We start from the raw sequence: 22,073 nt of genomic DNA on the forward strand, positions 1-22,073 counted from the left end.
TCACCTTCGCACATCCGCCGCGCGCGGCCGGTGTTACGCGGGGCACAGCCGGCCGGGATCACCCTCGCGTAGGCGGCCGGGTGAGCCGCAGGCCACCCCGGCGGTCAGGCGTACTGCCGCAGCAGGCCGCTCACCGCGGTCGCGTACCGCGCGACGACGACGTCGGCGACGCGCGGGTCGTCCGCCAGCGGTTCCGCGACGAACGCGTCCGGGTCGGCTTCGCGGGCCAGCCGGGCGATCCGGTCCGGCAGCAGCCCCGGGGCCAGGAACCACGACGCCACGGCCAGCCGCCGCGCGCCCCGCGCCCGCAACGCCGCCGCGGCCGCCGGGATGTCCGGCTGGGCGGCGGAGGCGAACGCCTCGCTCACCGGGACTCCCAGCCGCTCTTCCCACCGCGAAGCCAGCGAGGCGACAACGGCGTTGGCGGAAGCGTTCGACGAGCCGACCGCGCTGACGATCACACCGGTGCCTTCGCGGCGGGGCGCGGCCGCCAGCCGGTCGAGGGCGACGGCTTCCAGGGCCCGGTCGGCGCCCAGCACGTCGGACGTGCGCACGACGAAGCCCGGGCAATCCCCGGTGACCTCGTCGATCAGCGCCGGCAGGTCGACGCGGGCGTGGAACGCGCTGCCCAGCAGCAGCGGCACCACGACCGCCGTCCGGTGGCCGGAGTCGTACAGCCCTCGCAGCACGTCGGTCACCAACGGCGCGGAAAGGTCCAGAAAGGTTTCGTACACCGGAAGGCCCGGGGCCTGGGCGCGCACGACGTCGACGAGCGCCCGCACGGTCGCCGCCGAGCGGGGGTCGCGGCTGCCGTGCGCGACGGCGACCAGGGGTGGCGTCACGAGAAGCGCTCACCCACCAGGCCCGCGGCCAGCGTGTCGCCGTCCTTCGGGTCGATGATTAGGAACGCGCCGGTGCGCGGGCTGACGCCGTAGTCGTCGACGCCCAGTTCCCCGGCCAGCCGCAGCGTGACGCGGCCGATGTCGTTGAGCTCCAGCGACGCCGGCGAGTCCACACTGGACAGGGTCTGCTCGTCGAAGCGGGCGTGCAGCTCGTCCACCAGCGCCTGCACCGTGCGGGTGCCGTGCTTGACCAGCACCCGCGCGCCCGGCTTCAGCGGCTTGGACGACAGCCAGCACAGCGTGCCGGTGATCTCGTCGGTGACGCGCGGCGGGGCGTCCGCGGCCGCGATCAGGTCGCCGCGGGAGATGTCGATGTCGTCGGTGAGCAGGAGCGTCACCGACGTCCCGGCACCGGCTTCCGCGAGCGAGCCGTCCGCGGTGTCGATCCGCTCGACGCGGCTGCGGATGCCTTGCGGCAGCACGACGATCTCGTCACCCGGGCGGACCGTGCCCGCCGCGATCTGGCCCGCGTAACCGCGGTAGTCCGGGTACTCGGGCGTGCGCGGGCGGATCACGTACTGCACCGGGAACCGCAGCGCCGAGTCGTGCGGGTCGGGCGCGACCGGCACGTCCTCGAGGTGCTCCAGCAGGCTGGGCCCGGTGTACCAGGGCGTCCGCTCCGAACGCGTCGCGACGTTGTCGCCCTCCAGGGCCGACACCGGGATCGCGAGCACGGATCCCCGCGCGTAGCCCAGCGAGAGAGCGTGCGCGGCGAACTCCTCGGCGATGACCGTGAACGTGGCTTCGTCGTAGCCGACCAGGTCGATCTTGTTCACCGCCAGCACCAGCTGCGGCACGCCGAGCAGCGCCAGCACGGCCGCGTGCCGCCGGGTCTGCTCGATCACGCCCTTGCGCGCGTCGACGAGCAGCACGGCCAGCTGCGCGGTGGACGCGCCGGTCACCGTGTTGCGCGTGTACTGCACGTGCCCCGGCGTGTCGGCCAGCACGAACGACCGCTTCGGCGTCGCGAAGTAGCGGTAGGCGACGTCGATGGTGATGCCCTGCTCGCGTTCCGAGCGCAGGCCGTCGACCAGCAGGGACAGGTCCGGTGTGGACAGTCCCTTGTCGACGGACGCGCGGGTGACCGCGTCGAGCTGGTCGGCCAGCACCGACTTCGTGTCGTACAGCAGCCGGCCGACGAGGGTGGACTTGCCGTCGTCGACGCTCCCGGCGGTGGCCAGGCGCAGCAGCGAACTCATCAGAAGTACCCCTCACGCTTGCGGTCTTCCATGGCCGCCTCGGACATGCGGTCGTCGGCCCGGGTCGCGCCGCGCTCGGTGAGCCGCGAGGCGGACACCTCGGCGATGACCTCTTCGACGGTGGCCGCGGTGGATTCGATGGCGCCGGTGCACGAGCCGTCGCCGACGGTCCGGTAGCGGACGGTCAGCTCGCGGACCTCTTCGCCCGGCCGCGGTCCGCCCCACGGGCCTTCGGCGAGCAGCATCCCGTCGCGCAGGTACACCTCGCGCTTGTGCGCGTAGTAGATCGAGGGCAGCTCGACCTTCTCGCGGGCGATGTAGTTCCAGACGTCGGCCTCGGTCCAGTTGGACAGCGGGAAGACGCGGACCTGCTCACCCGGGCGGTGCCTGCCGTTGTAGAGATTCCACAGTTCGGGCCGCTGCCGGCGCGGTTCCCACTGGCCGAAGGCGTTGCGGAGGCTGAAGATCCGCTCCTTCGCCCGGGCGCGTTCCTCGTCGCGGCGGCCGCCGCCGAAGACGGCGTCGAACTTGTGCTCGGCGATCGTGTCGAGCAGCGGCGTGGTCTGCAGCGGGTTGCGCATCCCGTCGGCCCGCTCTTCGAGCCGCCCGTCGTCGATCCAGTCCTGCACCTTCGCGACGACCAGGCGCAGCCCGTGGCGCTCGACGACGCGGTCGCGGAATTCGATGACCTCGTCGAAGTTGTGCCCGGTGTCCACGTGCAGCAGCGGGAACGGCACCGGCGCCGGCCAGAACGCCTTGATCGCCAGGTGCAGCAGCAGGGTCGAGTCCTTGCCGCCGGAGAACAGGATCACCGGCCGGTCGAACTCGCCCGCCACCTCCCGGAAGATGTGGATGGCCTCGGACTCCAAGGCCGCCAAATTGTCCTGTGCCGCATCGGTCGCGGGCTCCAAGGTCGTCATGCGTCCCTTCCTCAGCCGTGCAGTCCGCACTCGGTCTTGCTCTGGCCCGCCCACCGGCCGCTGCGCGGGTCCTGGCCCGGCTCGACGCGCGCCGTGCAGGGCGCGCAGCCGATCGAGAGGTAGCCGATCGACACCAGCGGGTTCTCGAGGATCCCGTGCTCGCGGATGTAGCCGTTGAACTCGTCGTCGGTCCACGCCGCGATCGGGTTGATCTTGACGAGGCCGTTGCGGTCGTCCCAGGTGACGATCGGGGTGTTCGCGCGGGTCGGCGCGTCCACGCGGCGGACGCCGGTGACCCACGCGGAGTAGTTCGCCAGCGTCTTGCGCAGCGGCACGACCTTGCGCAGGTTGCAGCAGAGCGTGGCGTCGCGGGCGTGCAGCTTCTCGCCGTACTCGGCGTCCTGCTCGGCGACGCTCTGCTCGGCCTGGGCGTTGACGATCTTCACGTCCGGGTAGACCGCCTGCACCGCGTCACGCGTGCCGATCGTCTCCGGGAAGTGGTAGCCGGTCTCGAGGAACAGAACGTCCACATCGGACTTCACCTTGGTGGCGAGGTCGATGAGCACGGCGTCCTGCATGTTGGACGCGACGATGAAGTCGTCGCCGAACGTGTCGACGGTCCAGCGCAGCGCCTCTTCGGCGGTGGCGTCGGCGAGCTCCCGCGAAGCGCGCTCGGCGAGGGTCTTGTAGTCGGCGGTGGCGGTCATCGGGAAACCTCCGGAAGGGACAGGCCGAGGAACTTGACCGAGAAAACCCGGCGACAACCGGAACACAGCCAGCCGCCGTTCTCTTCCGGCCGCAGATCCTCGTCGCCGCAATAGGGGCAGTAGAACGGCGTCGCTCGTTCGGTCACTGGAGGGCACTTTCCTCGGCGCGCGCGGCCCACTGCGGGAACCGTTCGCCCGGTTCGCGCCCGGCGACGTAGTTGCGGACGACCCGCTCGACGTAGCCGGTCAGCTCACCCGAAGTCACCTTGTGCCCGCGCAGCTTGCGGCCGAACCCGGCGTCGAGGCCGAGGCCGCCGCCGAGGTGCACCTGGAAGCCTTCGACCTGGTTGCCGTCGGCGTCGGTGACGATCTGGCCCTTGAGGCCGATGTCCGCGGTCTGGATCCGCGCGCAGGAGTTGGGGCAGCCGTTGAGGTGCACGGTCACCGGTGTCTCGAGGCCGTCCTGGATGTCGGCGAGGGACTTCTCGAGGTCCGCGACGAGCTGCTGCGCGCGGGCCTTCGTTTCGACGATCGCGAGCTTGCAGAACTCCAGCCCGGTGCAGGCCATCACCCCGCGCCGCCACGGCGACGGCTTCGTCTCCAGCCCCAGCTCGGCCAGTTCGGCTTCGAGCGTGGCCACTTGGGCCCGGGGGACGTCGAGCACGACGACCTTCTGCTGCGGGGTCAGCCGCACGCGGTTCGAGCCGGCCCGCTCGGCGGCCTTGGCGACGGCGACGAGCGTGCCGCCGCTCGACCGGCCGGCGATCGGCGCCGCGCCGACGTAGAACTTGCCGTCGACCTGCGGGTGCACGCCGACGTGGTCGATCGGGACGGCGGGGTCCACCGGTGGCGGGCCGTCGAGCAGCTCGCGCTTGAGGTACTCGTCCTGCAGCACCTGCCGGAACTTCTCCGCGCCCCAGTCCTTGACCAGGAACTTCAGCCGGGCGCGCGAGCGCAGCCGCCGGTAGCCGTAGTCGCGGAAGATCGAGATGACGCCTTCCCAGACGTCCGGGACCTCGGCCAGCGGCACCCAGGCGCCGAGGCGCTGCCCGAGCATCGGGTTGGTCGACAGGCCGCCGCCGACCCAGACGTCGAAGCCGGGCCCGTGCTCGGGGTGGTCGACGCCGACGAAGGCGACGTCGTGGATCTCGTGGGCGACGTCGGGCTGGCCCGAGATGGCGGTCTTGAACTTGCGCGGCAGGTTGGCGAACTCCGGCTTGCCGATGTACCGGCGCTTGATCTCGTCCAGCGCGGGCGTCCCGTCGATCACCTCGTCGGCCGAGATGCCGGCGACCGGCGAGCCGAGCATGACGCGCGGGCTGTCGCCGCAGGCCTCCATCGTGGTCATGCCGGCGTTTTCGAGCTTGGCCCAGATCGCCGGGACGTCCTCGATCCGGATCCAGTGGTACTGGATGTTCTGCCGGTCGGTGATGTCGGCGGTGTCGCGCGCGTACGCCTGCGAAATCTCGCCGAGCACGGTGAGCTGCGCGGTGGTCAAGGCACCGCCGTCGATGCGGACCCGCAGCATGAAGTAGCGGTCGTCGAGCTCTTCGGGCTCGAGCGCCGCCGTACGGCCGCCGTCGATCCCCGGCTTGCGCTGGGTGTAGAGGCCGAACCAGCGGAACCGGCCGCGCAGGTCGCCCGGGTCGATCGCGTCGAACCCGCGGTGGGCGTAGATGTTCTCGATGCGCGCCCGCACGTTGAGGGGGTGGTCGTCCTTCTTGGACCGCTCGTTCGGGTTCAGCGGCTCCCGGTAACCGAGCGCCCACTGCCCTTCGCCGCGCTTCTGCTTGGCGCGCGCGGGGCGGGCTGGGGTCTGGGGCGTGGCCATGGCGGCGTCCTCCGAGAGGCTTTCGTGGCGGCGGAGGACCACCGGCTCGCGCGGGGTTCCCTCCGGCGCCGGCTGTCCGAAATTCGTGGCAGGTGGTGGCGGTCGGGGAGTCAGCGAACGGGTACGCAGAGAGCGCTGGCGACCCGCAGGAGATCGACGTGGCGGCGGGCCACGAGCAGAACACCGGCATGAGTCACGGCGTCAGCGTGCCACGCGTCCACAATGTGGTCCAGGCCTGCCCAGATGGTGGGAGAAGGGTCACGTACCTGCGGAAACCGTGTCAACCGCCGTGTGCGGGCGGTCTTTCGGACTCGACCCACTCCATGCGAAGTACTTCAGATGTACTGGTTTGCCGAGGGGAACCGGGGTAGCGGCCAAACTCCCGGTGACGTGAACAGGGGTTGACCCGATCGGCCCCTCGAGGCGACCGGCCGTGACCGGGTGGACAATTCACCCCGTGCCCGAGCTGCGTTCCGACCCCGCCACCCCGACCGATCCGGCGTTGCCGGAAAGCGCGCTGAAGGGGCTCGGCAGCAGAGCGTTCGGGGTGTACGTGCACGTCCCGTTCTGCGCCACGCGCTGCGGGTACTGCGACTTCAACACCTACACCGCCGGCGAGCTGGAGACCGGTTCGTCGCCGCAGTCCTGGCTCGAAGGACTGCGGCGCGAGCTGGAGCTCGCCGCGCGGGTGCTCGTCGTGCCGCCCGCCGCCGACACCGTGTTCGTCGGCGGCGGCACGCCGTCGCTGCTGGGTGCGGACGGGCTGCGCTCGGTGCTCGACGCCGTCCGCGACGTCTTCGGGCTGGCGCCCGGGGCCGAGGTGACCACGGAGTCGAACCCGGAGTCGACGTCGCCGGAGTTCTTCGCCGGGATCCGCGAAGCCGGCTACACGCGCGTGTCGCTGGGCATGCAGTCGGCCGCGTCGCACGTGCTGAAGATCCTCGACCGCGTGCACACCCCGGGGCGTCCCGGGCAGGCCGCCGCCGAAGCCCGCGCGGCCGGGTTCGAGCACGTGAACCTCGACGTGATCTACGGCACGCCGGGGGAGCGCGCCGACGACCTGCGCGCGACGCTCGACGCCGTGCTCGCCGCCGGCGTCGACCACGTCTCGGCGTACGCGCTGATCGTCGAGGAGGGCACGGCGCTCGCTCGCCGCGTGCGCCGCGGCGAGCTGCCCGCGCCGGACGACGACGTGCTGGCGGCGGACTACGAGATGATCGACGCCACGCTGTCCGCAGCGGGGCTGCGCTGGTACGAGGTGTCGAACTGGGCGGCCTCGGACGCGGCCCGCTGCCGCCACAACCTCGGCTACTGGCGGGGCGACGACTGGTGGGGCGCCGGTCCGGGCGCGCACAGCCACGTCGGCGGGGTGCGCTGGTGGAACGTCAAGCACCCGGCGCGCTACGCCGCGCTGCTGGCCGAAGGAAACTCGCCGGCGGGCGGGCGCGAGGTGCTCACCGAAGACGACCAGCACCTCGAGCGGATCATGCTCGAACTGCGCGTCGCCGAGGGACTGCCGCTCGACGTGCTCGACGAGCCCGGGCTGGCCGAGGCCCGCGCGGCCGCGGCCGAGGGCCTGCTCGATCCGTCCGCTTTGGACTCCCGGGGCCGGGCCGTGCTCACCGACCGCGGCCGGCTGCTGGCCGACGGGGTAGTCCGCCGCCTCGCCGGCTAGGGATTAAAACCAGGGACCCGCTCGTTGCTTGTATTCAGCAACGACTTTGAGGAGGCCCCATGGCGCGCGCGGTCAGGTTCGACGAGTACGGCGACGTGGAGGTTCTCCGGGTCGAGGACGTCCCCCGGCCGGTGCCGGGACCGGGTCAGGTGCTCGTCGAGGTGCGGGCCGCCGGGATCAACCCGGGCGAAGCCGCCATTCGCCAGGGTTCCTTGCACTCGCGTTTTCCCGCGACGTTCCCTTCGGGGCAGGGCAGCGACTTCGCCGGGGTTGTCGCTTCGCTCGGCGAAGGCGTCTCGGACGTCGTCGTCGGCGACGAGGTGATCGGGTTCGTCGACACGCGGTCGAGCCACGCCGAGTTCGTCGTCGCGGAGGCCGCGAACCTCACGCCGCGGCCCGACGGGGTGCCGTGGGAGGTCGCCGGCTCGCTGTTCGTCGCCGGCACCACCGCGTACGCGGTGGTGAGCGCAGTGTGCCCGCGCGAAGGGGAGACCGTCGTCATCTCGGGAGCGGCGGGCGGGGTGGGCTCGCTCGCGGTCCAGCTGGCGAAGCTGGCCGGCGCCACAGTGATCGGCCTGGCCGGCGAGGCGAACCACGACTGGCTGCGCGAGCTCGGCGTCATCCCGGTCTCCTACGGCGAGGACGTGCTGTCGCGGATTCGCGACACCGCGCCGGACGGCGTGCACGCGTTCGTCGACACCTTCGGCTCCGGGTACGTGGAACTGGCCCTGCACCTGGGCATCCACCCCGGGCGGATCAACACGATCATCGACTTCGCGGCGGCGGAGAAGTACAACGTGAAGACCGACGGCAACGGGGCCGCGGCGTCCGCCGACGTGCTGCGCGAGCTGGGCCTGCTGCTGGACAAGGGCCTGCTGACGCTGCCGATCGCCCGCGTGTACCCGCTGGACGAGGTCCGGGACGCCTACCGGGAGCTGGAGCAGCGGCACACGCGCGGCAAGATCGTGCTGCGGCCCTAGTTTTTCTTCGCGAGCGCCCTCAACCCGGCGAGGAACGTCTCGAGGGCGAACTCGAGGCGTTCCTTCGCCGTCTCCGCGGAGAAGAACTCGCCGATGTGCAGCATGTTGGGGAACGCCTCGGCGGGCAGTGACCGCATGTACGCCACCATCTGCTCGCCGCGTTCGCCGGCCTTCGCCTGGTCGATCTCGCCCCAGGTCCAGCCGCTGGCTTCGTAGGCGTACGCCTTCGCGTAGAGGGAAAGCGCGTCGCTCGCGTACGCCGCCTGCTTGAGCGTCAATCCGCCCGCGCGGAGCAGGGCGAGCATCGCCTCGCCCAGCTTCAGCGTGTTGGGCGTGACCGGCACGGCGATCTCCCACGCGATCCGCGCGAAGCCGCGGTGCGCGGCCAGCGCGTGGATCTGGTCGCGGAGGAGCTCCTTGACCTGCTCGTCCCAGCGCGCCGGGTCCGGCTCGGGGAGCAGCACGTCGGCGAGCACGGTGTCGAGCATCAGCTCCGCCAGTTCTTCCTTGCCGGAGACGTGCGCGTAGAGCGACGCGGGCCCGGTCTCCAGTTCCTGGGCGATCCGCCGCATGGTGACCGCGTCGAACCCTTCGTCGTCCAAGACGATCAAGGCCGCTCGCACGATCGAGGCCTGGGAGAGGGCGGGTTTCGCGGCGCGGCGGCGGGGGGCGCTGCGCCACGGCGGTGGGGGAACAGTCACCCGAACACTGTACTTGACGCGAACAGCGTTCGAGAGTAGAACGGTGTTTGTAGGACGAACGGCGTTCGAGGGGGATGCGATGAGTGCTACTGCCGAAGCTGATGTCCGTGATGTGCTCGGTCGGCTTGTCGACGCGTGGAACTCCGGTGATGCCGCCGCGTACGGGCGGCTGTTCACCGAGGACGCGGACTACGTCACCTACTTCGGAAGGAACCTGCCCGGCCGGGAGACGATCGAGGGCTCGCACCGGGCTCTGTTCGAGGGGCCGCTGAAGGGGTCGAAGCTCACGGGGTCGCTGGGCGGCGAGGCGAAGGTGCGGTTCGTCCGGCCGGACGTCGCCGTGGTCGTCGTCGGCGGCGGTTCGTCGCTGACCGGGTCGGAGGTCGCCGACGCGGGGCGCGAGTCGACCGTTTCGTTCGTGCTCGTCCGGGAGGAGGGCGAGTGGCTGATCACGGCGTTCCAGAACACGCGGGTTTCGGATCCACGCGGGTGAAAACGCTTGCGGAGGCGTCGGGGGTGGTGGCCCGGCCGCCCGCGGAGGTGTTCGAGCGGCTGCGGCGGAAGCTGGGTGGCGGCCACCCGATGCGGATGGAGGTCGACCGGGAGCGGGGGTTCGTCGCGGTGCAGGGCGGCTGGTGGTACCGCGGCGAGTACCGCGTCACGGCCGATCCGGCGGGGGCGCGCGTCGAGCACCGGGTGATCAACGCGGCTTCGCGCGGGCGGTGGGGCGTGCCGCTGGCGAACCGGTTCTTCGTCGGCTTTCGGAGGGAGGTGACGGCCGGGTTCGGGAGGTTGCTCGCGGAACTGGGTACACCTGAGTAGCCGCGTGCCGATTTTGGCGCGTAGGGTGACTTAGGTAAGCCTTACTGATGGTTGGAGTGGCCGATGGCTGAAGCACCCCGGCGGTCCGGGCGTCCCGCGGCGCGGCTGCGGGTGCTGCGGACCGAGCGGCTGACCCCGCACATGATCCGGATCGTCGCGGGCGGCGAGGGGATCGCGCAGTTCACGCCGAACGAGTTCACCGACGCCTACGTGAAGGTGCTGTTCAAGGTGCCCGGCGTCGAGTACCCGGAGCCGTTCGACGTCCAGGAGTGCCGGGCGACCATGCCGCGCGAGCACTGGCCGCGGCAGCGCTCCTACACCGTCCGCGCGTTCGACCCCCAGGCCGGCGAGCTCGTCCTCGACTTCGTCCACCACGGCGACGAGGGCATCGCGGGCCCGTGGGCGGCCTCGGCCCAGCCGGGTGACGAGCTGCTGGTGCTCGGTCCGGGCGGCGCGTACGCGCCCGGCACCGAAGCGGACTGGCACCTGCTGGCCGGAGACGAAAGCGCGTTGCCGGCGATCGCGGCGTCGCTCGAAGCGCTGCCCGCGGGAGTCCCGGCGCACGCGGTGATCCTGGTCGAAAACGAAGACGAGCAGCAGCCCCTGGTCACGAAGGCGGACGCGCAGATCACCTGGCTGCACCGGGCCTCCGGCGGCGACGTCGCGGCCGCGGTGCGCGAGCTGCCGTGGCGCGAAGGCGTCGTCCAGGCGTTCGTCCACGGCGAGGCGGGGTTCGTGCGCGAGCTGCGGCGGTATCTGCTCGACGAGCGCGGGGTGCGGCGCGAGCTGCTGTCGATTTCCGGCTACTGGCGCTACGGGAAGAACGACGAAGCGTGGCGTGAGGAGAAGGCGGCCGAGCGGGCGCGGGAGAAGTAGCCTCGCGGCATGGCGGATTTCGAGGTGGACGTCGACCCGGCCGAGGCCGGCTTCGACGCGGCGCGGTTGTCCCGGATCGACGCGCATTGCGACCGGTATGTCGAGGACGGCCGGTTGCCGGGCTGGCTCGCGGTGGTGAGCAGGCACGGCCGGATCGTCCACGTGGGCCGAGGCGGCTGCCGGGACGTCGAAGGGTCGCTGCCGGTCGAGACGGACACGCTGTGGCGGATCTTCTCGATGACGAAGCCGATCACCTCGGTCGCGGCGATGATGCTCGCCGAAGAGGGCCTGCTGGAGCTGGACGACCCGATCTCGCGCTGGCTGCCGGAGTTCGCTTCGCCGCGGGTGTACGTCAAGGGGTCGGCGTTGGCCCCGTCGACCGAACCCGCCACCGAGCCGATCCGCGTGTGGCACCTGCTGACGCACACGGCCGGCCTGACGTACGGTTTCCACCACGGCCACCCGGTGGACGCGATCTACCGCGCGGCGGGCTTCGAGTGGGGCACGCCGCCCGGCCTCGACCTGGCTTCCTGCTGCGAACGGTGGGCATCGCTGCCCCTGCTGTTCCAGCCCGGAACGGAGTGGAACTACTCGATCGCCACCGACGTCCTCGGCCGGCTCGTCGAGGTGGTGTCGGGCCTGCCGCTGGACGAGTTCTTCGCGACGCGGATCTTCACGCCGCTGGGCATGACGGACACGGGCTTCTTGGCGTCTTCGCCTGCCCGCCTGGCGGCGATGTACGTCCGCGACCCGGCCTCGGGCCGCGCGGTCCGCAACGACGCGTTCGGCCGCTTGGGAACGGTCACCCCGGACTGCCTCTCGGGCGGCGGCGGCCTGGTGTCCTCGGCACCCGACTACTGGCGTTTCACGGAGATGCTCCTGCGCGGCGGCGAACTGGACGGCGTCCGCTTGCTGTCCCCGCGCACGGTGACGTTGATGGCGAGCAACCACCTCCCGGGCCACGTGGACCTGGAGCAGTTCGGCCGCCCCCTGTTCGCCGAGATGCCCTTCGACGGCCACGGCTTCGGCCTGGGCTTCTCAGTCCTGGAAGACCCGGTAAAGGCCCGCACGTTGTCATCAGCAGGCGAGTTCGCCTGGGGCGGCGCAGCTTCGACGGCGTTCTGGGTGGACCCGGACGAGGACCTGACGGTGGGCTTCTACACGCAGCTGCTGCCGTCGAGCACCTACCGCCTGCGGCCCCAGCTGAGGCAGCTGGTCTACCAGGCGCTGGTGGCCTGAGCGGCCGCAACGGGTTCGGCCCCCTGCCCGCGACCGGTGGCGAGGTACCTCGCCACCGTGCCGCGCAGGTGATCGGCGTGCTGGTAGATGTCCTCGACCGCGGCGATCGGCAAGCGGGTCTCGACCTTGTTCTCGTCGAACACGCCGAGGTACTTCTTCGACCGGTTGAACCACAGCCGCGCGATCGGCTTCCGGTTGTTGTCGTCCAAGAGCACGCCGAAGTAGGTCTTGGTGTCACGCGCGGCGACCCGCGCCGCGGGCACCTCGCCACAAACGATGGCGCGAACGATCCGGTACCCCTCGAGTTCCTCCTCGGTGGTGACCACCCGTTCGTTGTCATCGCTCGAGGCCGCTTCGCCGGCCGGCTCCTGCGGCGGCTGGTCGGGTTGCGCGGTGCTGCCGCTCGAGACGCTCACGTAGGAGTCGGGCCCGCCGAGCGCGTTCTTCAGCCGGTCGTTGACCTGCTCGTTCAGGAACTGCCGCGTCGCCTTGCTCACCAGCGGGCCGAACTGGTCGCGAACCCGCTGGGTGAACGCGCCTTCGTACACCCGTGTCGTCAGGAACTTCACCCACTCGTCCTCGGGCTCCTTGAACTGCGCCGCGAGGATGCGCTTGAGCTGCCCGATGTACTTCAGTTCGCCCGCTGCGCTGATGACCGAGTCGAGGTCGAAGGACTCCTTCGTGAGCTTGGCCAGTTCGGGCAGCAAGGTGTCGTCGATGTCGGCGAAGTCCAGCACCAGAAACGGCTTGGCATCCATCCGGTTCGGGGCGTCGAGGTCGGTGTAGAACTCGTACACTTGCCCGTTCGTCAGGATGGCGATCCTGGCGTTCGTCACGGCGAAGTACCGGAACAGCTGGGAGGCGTGCTCGATCCGGAGCGGGTCGTTGATCTTCTTGGCCTCGACGAGCACCTGCACCTGACCGTTGTGCACGATCGCGTAGTCGATCTTCTCGCCTCGCTTGGTGCCCACATCGGCGGTGAACTCGGGAATGACTTCGGCCGGGTTGAACACGTCGTAACCGAGGACGGTGCTGATGAACGGCATCACGAAGGCGTTCTTGGTCGCCTCTTCGGTCTCGATGCCTTCCTTGTGCTTGCGGATCTTCAAGGCAAGTGCCTGCGCGCGCTCGGCGATATCCATGACGGTGCCGTCCTGTTCGGAAATCAGTCCTGATCTCGAAGATGAAGATCGTCCGGTTACGGGGATGCCTTGCCTAGATCGGTTGTTCACTTCCGTCCGTTACGAGCTGCCCGAACGAAATTCCGTTGATCGTTCACGTGCCGTCACGGCGGGTGGAAATCTTCTTCGCTTCCACCGGGTTCTCGGTCTGCAACCGCAGCTCCTCGCCGGACTCGCGGACTCCGCCGGGAGGGCGAGGGAGCCAGCGAGGACTTCCGTCCCTGCACCGAGGACCAACAGCCCTTCACGCCGTCCGGCCGTCTGCGGAAGATCGCAGTGTAAGCCCCTTTCGATGGAGGAACGGACATGACGGTCGACAGCCCGGTGACGAAGAAGACCGAGAACTTCCGCGGCCAGGAACTGGTTGCACGGGTCAAGGAGCTCATCCACCAAGGCAACGTGCGCCGCATCCGGATCAAGAACGACGAAGGGCACATCGTTCTGGAGATTCCGGTGACGGCGGGGGTCGTGGCCGCCATTGCGGCTCCGGTCGTGACGGCTATCGGCGCGATCGCCGCGCTGGCCAAGGAATGGACCATCGAGGTCGACCACGTGGCCGCGCCCGTGGAGACGAAACCCGAAGAGGCTGACCGGAACTGATCCGGCAGTGCCGTGGGGCAGGGGCCGCCTGCCCCACGGCGATCGCGGCGTCGCGGTCCAGGGCACTACTGTCAGTCCGGCGCGCACAGCGTGCCGGGGGCCGGCACCGCACCGGTGACGAAGTAGCGATCCAGCCACCCGTCGATGCAGGCGCTTCTTCCTCGGGAACCATGGCCGTACGTGTCCAGGCTCAGCAGGCGTGCGTTGGCCAGGAGGCCTTCCGTCCGCTGAGCGCCGGCATACGGTGTCTCCAGGTCGCCCTGGCGGTTGGCCAGCAGCAGGATCGGGGCCGTCGGGTGGTTCCACGGGCCCGCGTAGCGGCCCGTGTCCGAGACCTCCCAGGTCGCGCACGGCAGCGTCTTGTAGACGTCGTACCGGCCGAAGCCGCGGCTCACCTGGTCGGCGCGCTGGGCGTAGTCCCACCACACCGCGGGATCGCGCGGATTCGCCGCGTCCGAGCACAGTGTGGCGCCGCCGCCCAGGAGGGAGTCGATGTCCGGTGGGCCGGCCGGGGATGCCGGAGCCGGGGATGCCGGGTTGGCCAGTGCCCGGAGGAACGCCTCGAGGGCGGGCGCGGACCGGGCGTCGGTCAGGTAGTCGTGGATGCGGGCGATCGCGCCCTGGTACGTGACGACGACCTGACGTCCGGTCGTGTCCGTCACCGTGATCGGGCCGGCCGTCAAGCGGTCCAGGATCGCGGAGTAGTCGAAGTCGCAGCGGGACGCGCACGTGTCCAAAAAGGACTGCAGGGCCCGTGGGGCGTCCGCGAAGCCGCGCAGGCGGTAGCTCATCGGGCCCGGGCCGGTCGACCAGCGCACCGGGTCGTCCACCGCGTCGAGGGCCAGTGCGCCGACGTGGTTCGGGAACAGGTTCGCGTACGTCTCGCCGAGGTACGTGCCGTACGACTTGCCGTAGTACCGCAACTTCGGCTCGCCGAACGCCGTGCGCAGCCTGTCCAGGTCGCGGGCGATCGTCCCGGTCGACAGGTGGTTCGCCAACGGGCCCGCGTTCTGCTCGCACAGGTCGGTGACCGTGCGCGTGTCCGCGATCTGCTGCTGCTCGGCCGTGTGGGTCAGCGGGAACGTGCCGAGGGCGCGTTGCAGCACTTCGAGCTGGGACGGGTCGGTGAAGCAGTGGATCTTCGAACTCGCCCCGACGCCGCGTGGGTCGAAGCCGACGATGTCGTAGCGGGCGTGCAGCGCAGGGGTCAACGCCGGCGCGAACCGGCCGGATGAGCCGGGTCCGCCGGGGTTGTAGAAGATCGTGCCCAGCTTGTGGGCCTGGTCGGTGGCGGGCAGCCGCGCGATCGCCAGCCGCACGGTACCCAGGGATGAGTCCTGATAGGACAGGGGGACATCGAGGTGGCCGCATTCGTAACCGGGCGTGCAGGAGACTTCCCAGACGACTCCGGCCGGGCTCGCCGCGGCCGCGGGCGCGAGTGCGCCGACCGCGAGAGTGGCCGTCCCCAAGGCCAAGGCAACACGAAGGTTCATCGCCCGATCGTCCCGGTGCCGGGACCGGGAGCGCGCTGGTGCGCGCCCCCGGAACCGGGGTAGGGCGAGCCCTACGCGGTGAGCTTCGGGATGATCTGCGACCCGTAGGACGCCAGCGTCGCCTCGCGGTCGTCGTGCATCAGGTACAGCGAGAACTGGTCCACACCCAGCTCGGCCAGTTCCTGCAACCGCGAGACGTGGGCGGACGCCGGCCCGAGCAGGCAGAACCGGTCGACGATCTCGTCCGGCACGAACTCCGTCGACGGGTTGCCCGCCTTGCCGTGGTGGCGGTAGTCGTAGTCTTCCCGCTCGCGGATGTAGTCCGTCAGCTCCCGCGGAACCGCCCCCGACGAGCCGTACCGCGCTACCAGGTCCGCGACGTGGTTGCCGACCATCCCGCCGAACCAGCGCAGCTGTTCGCGCTGGTGCGCCACGTCGTCGCCGACGTACGCGGGCGCCGCGACGCAGATCGTGATGCCGCCGGGATCGCGTCCGGCCGCCCGGGCCGCGTCGCGGACCGCGCCGATCGTCCAGCGGGCGATGGCCGGGTCCGCGCACTGCAGGATGAAGCCGTCGGCGTGCTCGCCGACCGTCTGCAGCGCCTTCGGCCCGTACCCGGCCATCCACATCTCGAGCTGCCCGTTCGAGATCCACGGGATCTGCACGGTCTTGTCGTTCATGGTCACCGAGCGGCCCTCGGCCAGGTCCTTGACCACGCGCATGCAGTCGCGGACGGTGGCCAAAGTGGACGGTGGCTTGCCGACCACCCGGTGCGCCGAGTCGCCGCGGCCGATGCCGCACACCGTCCGGTTGCCGTACATGTCGTTCAGCGTGGCGAACGTCGACGCCAGCACCGACCAGTCCCGCGTGCCCGGGCTGGTCACCATCGGCCCCACGACCATCGACGACGTCGCCGCCAGGATCGCCGAGTAGATGACGAACGGTTCCTGCCACAGCACGCAGGAGTCGAACGTCCAGCCGTAGCGGAACCCGCAGTCCTCGGCGTCCTTCATCAGCCGCACGACGTCCCGCGCCGGCGGGTCGGTCTGCAGCACGATCCCGAAGTCCATCGCGCGCTCCTAGTTCACGTACTGGTTCAACGAGCGCGACAGGAACTTCCCGTGCGACGTCGACCCGGTGAAGCCGTCCGGCGACACGACGACACGCCCACGGGACAGCACGGTGTGCACGCGGCCGGTGATCTCGAACCCCTCGTACGCCGAGTAGTCCACGTTCATGTGGTGCGTCGCGGCCGACAACGTCTGCGTCGCCGAAGGGTCGTAGATCACGATGTCGGCGTCCGAACCCGCGGCGATGACGCCCTTGCGCGGGTACAGCCCGAACATGCGCGCCGGTGTCGCCGAGCACGTCTCCACCCACCGGCCGAGTGTCAGCTGACCGGCGACGACGCCCTGGTGCAGCAGGTCCATCCGGTGCTCGACACCCGGCATCCCGTTGGGGATGGCCCGGAAGTCGCCACGGCCCATCTCCTTCTGGTCCTTGAAGCAGAACGGGCAGTGGTCGGTGGACACCACGGACAGGTCGTTGGTCCGCAGCCCGCGCCACAGGTCGGCCTGGTGCGACTTCTCCCGCAGCGGCGGCGAAGCGACGTACTTCGCGCCCTCGAAATCCGGCTTCGCCAGGTCTTCAATGGACAGATAGAGGTACTGCGGGCACGTCTCCGCGAACACGTTCTGACCGTTGTTGCGTGCTTCCGCCACCGCCGCAAGCGCTTGCGACGCCGACAGGTGCACGATGTACAACGGCGAACCGGTGACCTTCGCCAGCTGAATCGCTCGTGAGGTGGCTTCTCCTTCCAGTTCCGGCGGCCGGGTGAGGCCGTGTTGCACAGGGTCGACGTTGCCCGCGGCGAACGCCTGCGCCGCCAGCTGGTCGATCGCGATGCCGTTCTCCGCGTGCATCATGATCGTAGCGCCGATTTCGCGCGCTTTCTGCATCGCGAGCAGGATTTCCCCGTCCGTGGAGTAGAACACCCCCGGATAGGCCATGAACATCTTGAAGCTGCCGACCCCGCCGTCGACGCAGGCTTCCATCTCCTTCAGCGACTGGTCGTTGACGTCGGAGACGATCATGTGGAAGCCGTAGTCGATCGCGCAGTTGCCGTCGGCCTTGGCGTGCCACTTGTCCAGTGTGGACAACAGGGACGTGCCCTTGGCCTGCACGGCGAAGTCGATGATCGTGGTCGTGCCGCCCCACGCGGCCGCCGTCGTCCCGGTCGCGAACGTGTCGGCCGAATGCGTTCCGCCGAACGGCATCTCCATGTGGGTGTGGGCGTCGATGCCGCCGGGCAGCACGTACTTCCCGGTGGCGTCGATCGTCTCGTCGCCGGACAGCGTCCCGGGCGCCCCGACGGCGGCGATGGTCTCGCCGTCGACGAGGACGTCCGCGGAAAGAGCGCCCGACGGCGAGACGACCTGGCCACCGCTGATGAGCGTGGTCATCAGGCCTCCGCGAGGGGGCCGTAGGTGTCCGGACGGCGGTCGCGGTAGAACGCCCACGTGTTCCGGACTTCCTCGAGCAGCGAGAGGTCGAGGTCGCGCACCACGACCTCGTCGTCGGTGTCGGACGCGGCGTCGCCGACCAGCTGGCCGCGCGGGTCGACGAAGTACGTCTGGCCGTAGAAGTCGTTGTCGCCCAGCGGTTCCACGCCCACCCGGTTGATCGCGCCGACGAAGTACTCGTTCGCCACCGCGGCCGCCGGCTGCTCCAGCTTCCACAGGTACTGCGACAGGCTGCGGCTGGTCGCCGACGGGTTGAACACGATCTTCGCCCCGGCCAGGCCGAGTGCGCGCCAGCCCTCCGGGAAGTGCCGCTCGTAGCAGATGTAGACGCCGATGCGGCCCACCGCCGTGTCGAACACCGGGTAGCCGAGGTTGCCGGGGCGGAAGTAGAACTTCTCCCAGAACCCCTTGACCTGCGGGATGTGGTTCTTGCGGTACTTGCCGAGGTAGGTGCCGTCGGCGTCGATCACCGCGGCCGTGTTGTAGTAGACGCCGGGCTGCTCGACCTCGTACATCGGCACGATCAGCACGACGCCGTGGCGCTCGGCCACCTCCTGCATGAGCTTCGTGGTGGGCCCGTCCGGGATGGCCTCGGTGTAAGAGTAGTAGTCGGCGTCCTGCACCTGACAGAAGTACGGCCCGTAGAACAGTTCCTGGAGGCAGACGACCTGGGCGCCCTGCGAGGCGGCGGTGGCGATGTGGTCGACCGCCGCCTTGATCATGGACTCCTTGTCACCCGTCCACCGCTGCTGGATCAGGCCGGCTCGAACCACGCTCACTGATTTCCTCCTTCGTTGTGGACAAGGGCATGGACAGGGCGGCGAAGACGACGAAGGCGCCGACCAGGCCGATCACCCAGTTGTAGTCGTAGAGCGGCTTGAGGAACGGGATCAGCCCGGCGTCGGGGAACGGGCCGCCGTACGCGCCACCGACGGCCAACAGGGCGCCCACCAGCGTGGCGACCAGCGCGCGCCAGTTCCAGCCGCCGGTGAACCAATACACCCCATCGGGTGTGTAGAGGTCCTTCAGCCTCAGCTTCGTGCGGTTGACGACCCAGTAGCCGGCGACGAGCACCCCGGCGACCGCGCCGAGCAGGCCGCCGTAGAAGCCGAGCCAGGCGAAGATGTAGATGTTCGGGTCGGAGTACAGCCGCCACGGCTGGATGAGGATGCCGATGACGCCGGTGATCCCGCCGCCGACGGCGAAGGTGATCTTCTTCGGGAACGCGTTCGAGAAGTCGTAGGACGGGCTGACGACGTTGGCCGCCAGGTTCGCCGAGATCGTCGCCAGCACCAGCGCGATCAGGGCCACGACGACCACGACCGGGCTGGAGAACTTGTCCGCGAGCTTCGACGGGTCCCACAGCTCCTCGCCGTAGAGCAGCTTGCCGCCCGACGTCGTCAGGATGGCCACGATCGCGATGAACGTCATCGTCGTCGGCAGGCCGAGGATCTGGCCGCGGACCTGCTTGCGCTGGCTGCCGCCGAAGCGGGTGAAGTCCGGCATGTTCAGCGACAGCGTCGACCAGAACGCGATCATCGCCATCAGGGCCGGCGCGAACACCTTCCAGAAGTCCGGGCCCCAGCCGAGCTTGCCGCCGTCGGACAGGATCGGGCCGAGGCCGCCCGCCTTGACCAGCACGTACCCGAGCATGATCAGGAAGCCGACGGACACCAGCGGCGCCGTCCAGTTCTCGAACCGGCGGACCGCCTCCATGCCGCGCCAGATGATCAGCATCTGGCCGATCCAGAAGACCACGAACGACAGCCAGAGCGTCCAGTGCTGCCCGGCGACGACGGCGGAGTCACGCCACCAGGCGCCGAGCAGCCGGCCGAGGATGACGTAGATGGCCTCGCCGCCGACCCAGGTCTGGATGCCGAACCAGCCGCACGCGATGAACGCGCGCAGCAGGGCGGCGAGGTTCGCGCCGCGCAGACCGTAGAACGCGCGGGCGAACACCGGGAACGGGATGCCGTACTTCGTGCCGGCGTGGCTGTTGAGCAGCATCGGCGCGAGCACGACGAGGTTGCCGATGGTGATGGTGATCAGCGCCTGCACCCAGTTCATGCCGAGCGCGATGAGCGACGCGGCCAGGGCGTAGCTGGGGATGTTGTGCGCCATCCCCATCCAGAGCGCGAAGTAGTTGTACGTGGTCCAGGTTCGTTTTTCGATCGCGACGGGGGCCAGTTCGGAGTTGAAGAACCGGCTGCCTTCGAGAGACCGGACGTCGGCGGGGTCGAGCTCGACCCGGCCGTCGTCGTGCACGCGCTGGTCTGCGGGTGTCGGCGCCATTGCGGAATCCTGCGCGCCAGGTCAGGGCCGGGGCAACGGCAGTCTGTTCACTCTTCGCTGATCAGGAGTGCAGTCTGTCGATTGCGCGGAGGGGCCCCGGAGTGCATGACCTGCGTCACACATCCGGCCGTCATCAACCGGCAAAGAGGGTGAAACGTCTCCACAGGATCTTCACACTTCACGCGAACCGTCTCCACCGGGGGTGCCTAGGGTCGTGGTCATGGAACTGGGTGGGCGGCGGGTGCTCGTCGTCGAGGACGACGTCACGATCGCCGCGTCGATCGCGGCCCGGCTGCGGGCCGAGGGGTTCGGGGTGGACGTCGTCCACGACGGTCCGGCCGCCGTCGAGGCGGACGCGGCTGCCGAGCCGGATCTGGTGGTGCTCGACGTGATGCTGCCGGGGTTCGACGGACTGGAGGTCTGCCGGCGGATCCAGGGGCGGCGGCCGGTGCCGGTGCTGATGCTGACCGCGCGCGCCGACGAGACGGACATGCTGGTCGGGCTGGGCGTCGGCGCCGACGACTACCTGACGAAGCCGTTCTCGATGCGGGTGCTGACCGCGCGGGTGCACGCGCTGCTGCGGCGGGTCGAGCGGTCGTCCCGGCCGGATTCGGCCCGGATCGTGCTCGGCGACCTCGAGATCGACGTCGACCAGCGGCGCGTCGCCCGGGCCGGGGTCGCGGCGCAGCTGACGCCGATCGAGTTCGACCTGCTGGTGCACTTCGCGCGGCGGCCGCGGGTGGTGCAGCCGCGGGAACGGCTGCTGTCGGAGGTGTGGGACTGGGACGTCCACGGCACCTCGGCGGGGACGCGGGCGGTGGACAGCCACATCAAGGCGCTGCGGCGGAAGCTCGGGGCGGACCTGATCCGGACGGTGCACGGCGTCGGCTACGCGTTGGAGGCGGGATCGTGAACTTCGTTCCGCGGCCGCTGGACCGGATCCGGTCGATCAAGCTGAAGCTGGCGATCCTGATGGTCGCTTCCGGCGGGGTGGCCTTCGCGTTCTTCAACTGGCAGATCGGCTGGCTGCCGCCGAAGACGACGATCACCGCGATGGTGCTCGCCCTGGTGCTGTCGCAGGTGCTGGCGCACGGCATGACCCGGCCGTTGCGGGAGATGACCGCGGCGGCGCGGGCGATGGCGAAGGGCGACTACACGCGCCGGATCCGCGCCACCACGCGGGACGAGGTCGGGGTGCTGGCCCAGGCGTTCAACCAGATGGCGGGCGACCTCGGCGACGCCGACCGGCAGCGCCGGGAGCTGATCGCGAACGTGTCCCACGAGCTGCGGACGCCGATCACGGCGTTGAACGGCGTGCTGGAGAACCTCGTCGACGGCGTCGAAGACCCCGATCCCGCCACGTTGAAGACGGCGTTGCAGCAGACCGAGCGCCTGGCGACGCTGGTCGACGAGCTGCTCGACCTGTCGCGGCTGGATGCGGGTGCTTCTTCGCTCCACCTGACGTCGTTTTCGCTCTGGTCGCTGTTGTCGGAGGTGGTCGGGGAGGCGGCGTTCGCCGGCCGCGGGGTGACGTTCGAGGTGTCGGTGTCCCCGGAGGGAGCCGTGGTGACGGCGGACCGCGGGCGCCTGTTCCAGGTGGTGGCCAACCTGCTGGAGAACGCGGCCCGCCACGGGCCGGCCGGTGGGCAGGTCCGGGTGGTGGCGCAGGTGCGGCCGGGTGAAGTGCGCATCGACGTGTGCGACGAGGGGCCGGGCATCGCGCCGGCGGACCGGGAGCGGGTGTTCGAGCGGTTCACCCGGGGCGAGCGGCCGTCCGGCGGGGGGACGGGGCTGGGGCTGGCGATCGCCCGGTGGGCGGTGGAGCTGCACGGGGGGACGATCGGGGTGGTGGATCCGTCGCCGGGGACGGGGAGCCGGATCCGGGTGACGCTGCCGGCTTAGTCCGTGCGCCGGCTCCGGGTGTCTTGGGGCGGGCGGTCAAATTTGCGAACGCGAAGGCGACGGGAGTCGAGATGCCGAAGAACAGGCTTGGTGGGCCCGGGGACCCGGGGGCGGCGAAGGTGCCGCGGGGGAAGCGGACGGCGGGGATGGTGACGGACGCCAGGAGGCCGGACGGGGATGGCGGGCGCTCGGGTGGTGTCGGGGGTGGCGGGGTGGCTGCCGGCGCGGAGG

23 protein-coding genes are annotated in these 22,073 nt (G+C 70.2%); 9 read left to right on the forward strand and 14 right to left on the reverse strand.

Annotated features, from left to right (window positions below; all coding sequences use genetic code 11):
• Positions 1 to 104: 104 nt before the first annotated feature.
• From DV20_RS07715 to DV20_RS47285, 7 genes are all read right to left on the reverse strand, one after another.
• Positions 105 to 842 (reverse strand): sirohydrochlorin chelatase, encoded by a 738-nt coding sequence (locus tag DV20_RS07715; protein ID WP_043777736.1) that lies wholly within the window; start codon positions 840 to 842, stop codon positions 105 to 107.
• Entirely contained in the window at positions 839 to 2,101 is a 1,263-nt protein-coding gene (locus DV20_RS07720; protein WP_043777738.1) for a sulfate adenylyltransferase subunit 1, read from the reverse strand. The genes DV20_RS07715 and DV20_RS07720 overlap by 4 nt, the downstream gene beginning before the upstream one ends.
• Positions 2,101 to 3,021, reverse strand: a complete 921-nt coding sequence (gene cysD, locus DV20_RS07725; RefSeq protein WP_043777740.1) for a sulfate adenylyltransferase subunit CysD — start codon at positions 3,019 to 3,021, stop codon at positions 2,101 to 2,103. The genes DV20_RS07720 and cysD overlap by 1 nt, the downstream gene beginning before the upstream one ends.
• 11 nt (positions 3,022 to 3,032) lie before the next feature.
• A complete protein-coding gene (locus tag DV20_RS07730; RefSeq protein ID WP_043777742.1) occupies positions 3,033 to 3,728 on the reverse strand; it encodes a phosphoadenylyl-sulfate reductase in 696 nt (231 codons plus the stop codon).
• Positions 3,725 to 3,874: a hypothetical protein gene (locus DV20_RS07735; protein ID WP_043777745.1), complete on the reverse strand. Its 150-nt coding sequence runs from the start codon at positions 3,872 to 3,874 to the stop codon at positions 3,725 to 3,727. Before DV20_RS07735 ends, DV20_RS07730 begins: the two co-directional genes overlap by 4 nt.
• Positions 3,871 to 5,559, reverse strand: a complete 1,689-nt coding sequence (locus DV20_RS07740; protein WP_043777831.1) for a nitrite/sulfite reductase — start codon at positions 5,557 to 5,559, stop codon at positions 3,871 to 3,873. The genes DV20_RS07735 and DV20_RS07740 overlap by 4 nt, the downstream gene beginning before the upstream one ends.
• Positions 5,560 to 5,669: 110 nt before the next feature.
• Complete coding sequence (locus tag DV20_RS47285) at positions 5,670 to 5,879, reverse strand: putative leader peptide (RefSeq protein ID WP_407638320.1); 210 nt, start codon at positions 5,877 to 5,879, stop codon at positions 5,670 to 5,672.
• A gap of 137 nt (positions 5,880 to 6,016) precedes the next feature.
• On the opposite strand from DV20_RS47285, the gene hemW reads away from it, so the two are divergent.
• Positions 6,017 to 7,234: a radical SAM family heme chaperone HemW gene (gene hemW / locus DV20_RS07745; RefSeq protein WP_043777746.1), complete on the forward strand. Its 1,218-nt coding sequence runs from the start codon at positions 6,017 to 6,019 to the stop codon at positions 7,232 to 7,234.
• Positions 7,235 to 7,293: 59 nt separating this feature from the next.
• Positions 7,294 to 8,214: an NADP-dependent oxidoreductase gene (locus DV20_RS07750; RefSeq protein ID WP_043777749.1), complete on the forward strand. Its 921-nt coding sequence runs from the start codon at positions 7,294 to 7,296 to the stop codon at positions 8,212 to 8,214.
• On the opposite strand, the gene DV20_RS07755 is transcribed toward DV20_RS07750, so the two are convergent.
• On the reverse strand, positions 8,211 to 8,915 hold the full coding sequence (locus tag DV20_RS07755) for a TetR/AcrR family transcriptional regulator (protein WP_268747402.1): 705 nt from the start codon (positions 8,913 to 8,915) through the stop codon (positions 8,211 to 8,213). The two genes, DV20_RS07750 and DV20_RS07755, sit on opposite strands and share 4 nt — an antisense overlap.
• Positions 8,916 to 8,994: 79 nt before the next feature.
• On the opposite strand from DV20_RS07755, the gene DV20_RS07760 reads away from it, so the two are divergent.
• From DV20_RS07760 to DV20_RS07775, 4 genes are all read left to right on the forward strand, one after another.
• Positions 8,995 to 9,408, forward strand: coding sequence for an SgcJ/EcaC family oxidoreductase (locus tag DV20_RS07760; protein ID WP_043777754.1), 414 nt, complete (start codon positions 8,995 to 8,997; stop codon positions 9,406 to 9,408).
• On the forward strand, positions 9,405 to 9,737 hold the full coding sequence (locus tag DV20_RS07765; protein ID WP_235190732.1) for a hypothetical protein: 333 nt from the start codon (positions 9,405 to 9,407) through the stop codon (positions 9,735 to 9,737). Before DV20_RS07760 ends, DV20_RS07765 begins: the two co-directional genes overlap by 4 nt.
• Before the next feature lie 63 nt (positions 9,738 to 9,800).
• Positions 9,801 to 10,613, forward strand: a complete 813-nt coding sequence (locus tag DV20_RS07770; protein ID WP_043777757.1) for a siderophore-interacting protein — start codon at positions 9,801 to 9,803, stop codon at positions 10,611 to 10,613.
• Between the two features lie 9 nt (positions 10,614 to 10,622).
• A complete protein-coding gene (locus DV20_RS07775) occupies positions 10,623 to 11,852 on the forward strand; it encodes a serine hydrolase domain-containing protein (RefSeq protein WP_043777759.1) in 1,230 nt (409 codons plus the stop codon).
• Here the strand turns inward: DV20_RS07775 and DV20_RS07780 are convergent.
• Entirely contained in the window at positions 11,831 to 12,994 is a 1,164-nt protein-coding gene (locus tag DV20_RS07780) for a type I restriction endonuclease (protein ID WP_043777760.1), read from the reverse strand. The genes DV20_RS07775 and DV20_RS07780 overlap by 22 nt on opposite strands.
• Before the next feature lie 345 nt (positions 12,995 to 13,339).
• Between DV20_RS07780 and DV20_RS07785 the strand changes: the two genes are divergently transcribed.
• Complete coding sequence (locus DV20_RS07785; protein WP_051735830.1) at positions 13,340 to 13,633, forward strand: DUF4342 domain-containing protein; 294 nt, start codon at positions 13,340 to 13,342, stop codon at positions 13,631 to 13,633.
• A gap of 71 nt (positions 13,634 to 13,704) precedes the next feature.
• On the opposite strand, the gene DV20_RS07790 is transcribed toward DV20_RS07785, so the two are convergent.
• From DV20_RS07790 to DV20_RS07810, 5 genes are all read right to left on the reverse strand, one after another.
• On the reverse strand, positions 13,705 to 15,126 hold the full coding sequence (locus DV20_RS07790; RefSeq protein ID WP_043777762.1) for an alpha/beta hydrolase: 1,422 nt from the start codon (positions 15,124 to 15,126) through the stop codon (positions 13,705 to 13,707).
• 71 nt (positions 15,127 to 15,197) lie between these two features.
• The gene (locus DV20_RS07795; RefSeq protein WP_043777764.1) at positions 15,198 to 16,196 is read right to left on the reverse strand and encodes a TIGR03842 family LLM class F420-dependent oxidoreductase; all 999 of its coding nucleotides are present in this window, start codon (positions 16,194 to 16,196) and stop codon (positions 15,198 to 15,200) included.
• A gap of 9 nt (positions 16,197 to 16,205) precedes the next feature.
• Entirely contained in the window at positions 16,206 to 17,588 is a 1,383-nt protein-coding gene (hydA, locus tag DV20_RS07800; RefSeq protein ID WP_043777765.1) for a dihydropyrimidinase, read from the reverse strand.
• A complete protein-coding gene (locus DV20_RS07805; protein WP_043777833.1) occupies positions 17,588 to 18,370 on the reverse strand; it encodes a nitrilase-related carbon-nitrogen hydrolase in 783 nt (260 codons plus the stop codon). The genes hydA and DV20_RS07805 overlap by 1 nt, the downstream gene beginning before the upstream one ends.
• Before the next feature lie 10 nt (positions 18,371 to 18,380).
• On the reverse strand, positions 18,381 to 19,940 hold the full coding sequence (locus DV20_RS07810; RefSeq protein WP_043777767.1) for an NCS1 family nucleobase:cation symporter-1: 1,560 nt from the start codon (positions 19,938 to 19,940) through the stop codon (positions 18,381 to 18,383).
• 241 nt (positions 19,941 to 20,181) lie between these two features.
• On the opposite strand from DV20_RS07810, the gene DV20_RS07815 reads away from it, so the two are divergent.
• Positions 20,182 to 20,853, forward strand: a complete 672-nt coding sequence (locus DV20_RS07815) for a response regulator transcription factor (RefSeq protein ID WP_043777834.1) — start codon at positions 20,182 to 20,184, stop codon at positions 20,851 to 20,853.
• Complete coding sequence (locus tag DV20_RS07820) at positions 20,850 to 21,842, forward strand: HAMP domain-containing sensor histidine kinase (protein ID WP_043777768.1); 993 nt, start codon at positions 20,850 to 20,852, stop codon at positions 21,840 to 21,842. The genes DV20_RS07815 and DV20_RS07820 overlap by 4 nt, the downstream gene beginning before the upstream one ends.
• Positions 21,843 to 22,073: the final 231 nt, after the last annotated feature.

It is taken from the genome of Amycolatopsis rifamycinica, assembly GCF_000695625.1.
Classification (GTDB): domain Bacteria; phylum Actinomycetota; class Actinomycetes; order Mycobacteriales; family Pseudonocardiaceae; genus Amycolatopsis; species Amycolatopsis rifamycinica.

Bases quoted from the DNA above. Each gene is read 5' to 3' on its own strand.
- DV20_RS07720 (WP_043777738.1), bottom strand. From the start codon at position 2,101: ATGAGTTCGCTGCTGCGCCTGGCCACCGCCGGGAGCGTCGACGACGGC.
- cysD (WP_043777740.1), bottom strand. From the start codon at position 3,021: ATGACGACCTTGGAGCCCGCGACCGATGCGGCACAGGACAATTTGGCG.
- DV20_RS07730 (WP_043777742.1), bottom strand. From the start codon at position 3,728: ATGACCGCCACCGCCGACTACAAGACCCTCGCCGAGCGCGCTTCGCGG.
- DV20_RS07740 (WP_043777831.1), bottom strand. From the start codon at position 5,559: ATGGCCACGCCCCAGACCCCAGCCCGCCCCGCGCGCGCCAAGCAGAAG.
- DV20_RS07750 (WP_043777749.1), top strand. From the start codon at position 7,294: ATGGCGCGCGCGGTCAGGTTCGACGAGTACGGCGACGTGGAGGTTCTC.
- DV20_RS07760 (WP_043777754.1), top strand. From the start codon at position 8,995: ATGAGTGCTACTGCCGAAGCTGATGTCCGTGATGTGCTCGGTCGGCTT.
- DV20_RS07770 (WP_043777757.1), top strand. From the start codon at position 9,801: ATGGCTGAAGCACCCCGGCGGTCCGGGCGTCCCGCGGCGCGGCTGCGG.
- DV20_RS07775 (WP_043777759.1), top strand. From the start codon at position 10,623: ATGGCGGATTTCGAGGTGGACGTCGACCCGGCCGAGGCCGGCTTCGAC.
- DV20_RS07780 (WP_043777760.1), bottom strand. From the start codon at position 12,994: ATGGATATCGCCGAGCGCGCGCAGGCACTTGCCTTGAAGATCCGCAAG.
- DV20_RS07785 (WP_051735830.1), top strand. From the start codon at position 13,340: ATGACGGTCGACAGCCCGGTGACGAAGAAGACCGAGAACTTCCGCGGC.
- DV20_RS07790 (WP_043777762.1), bottom strand. From the start codon at position 15,126: ATGAACCTTCGTGTTGCCTTGGCCTTGGGGACGGCCACTCTCGCGGTC.
- DV20_RS07795 (WP_043777764.1), bottom strand. From the start codon at position 16,196: ATGGACTTCGGGATCGTGCTGCAGACCGACCCGCCGGCGCGGGACGTC.
- hydA (WP_043777765.1), bottom strand. From the start codon at position 17,588: ATGACCACGCTCATCAGCGGTGGCCAGGTCGTCTCGCCGTCGGGCGCT.
- DV20_RS07805 (WP_043777833.1), bottom strand. From the start codon at position 18,370: ATGATCAAGGCGGCGGTCGACCACATCGCCACCGCCGCCTCGCAGGGC.
- DV20_RS07810 (WP_043777767.1), bottom strand. From the start codon at position 19,940: ATGGCGCCGACACCCGCAGACCAGCGCGTGCACGACGACGGCCGGGTC.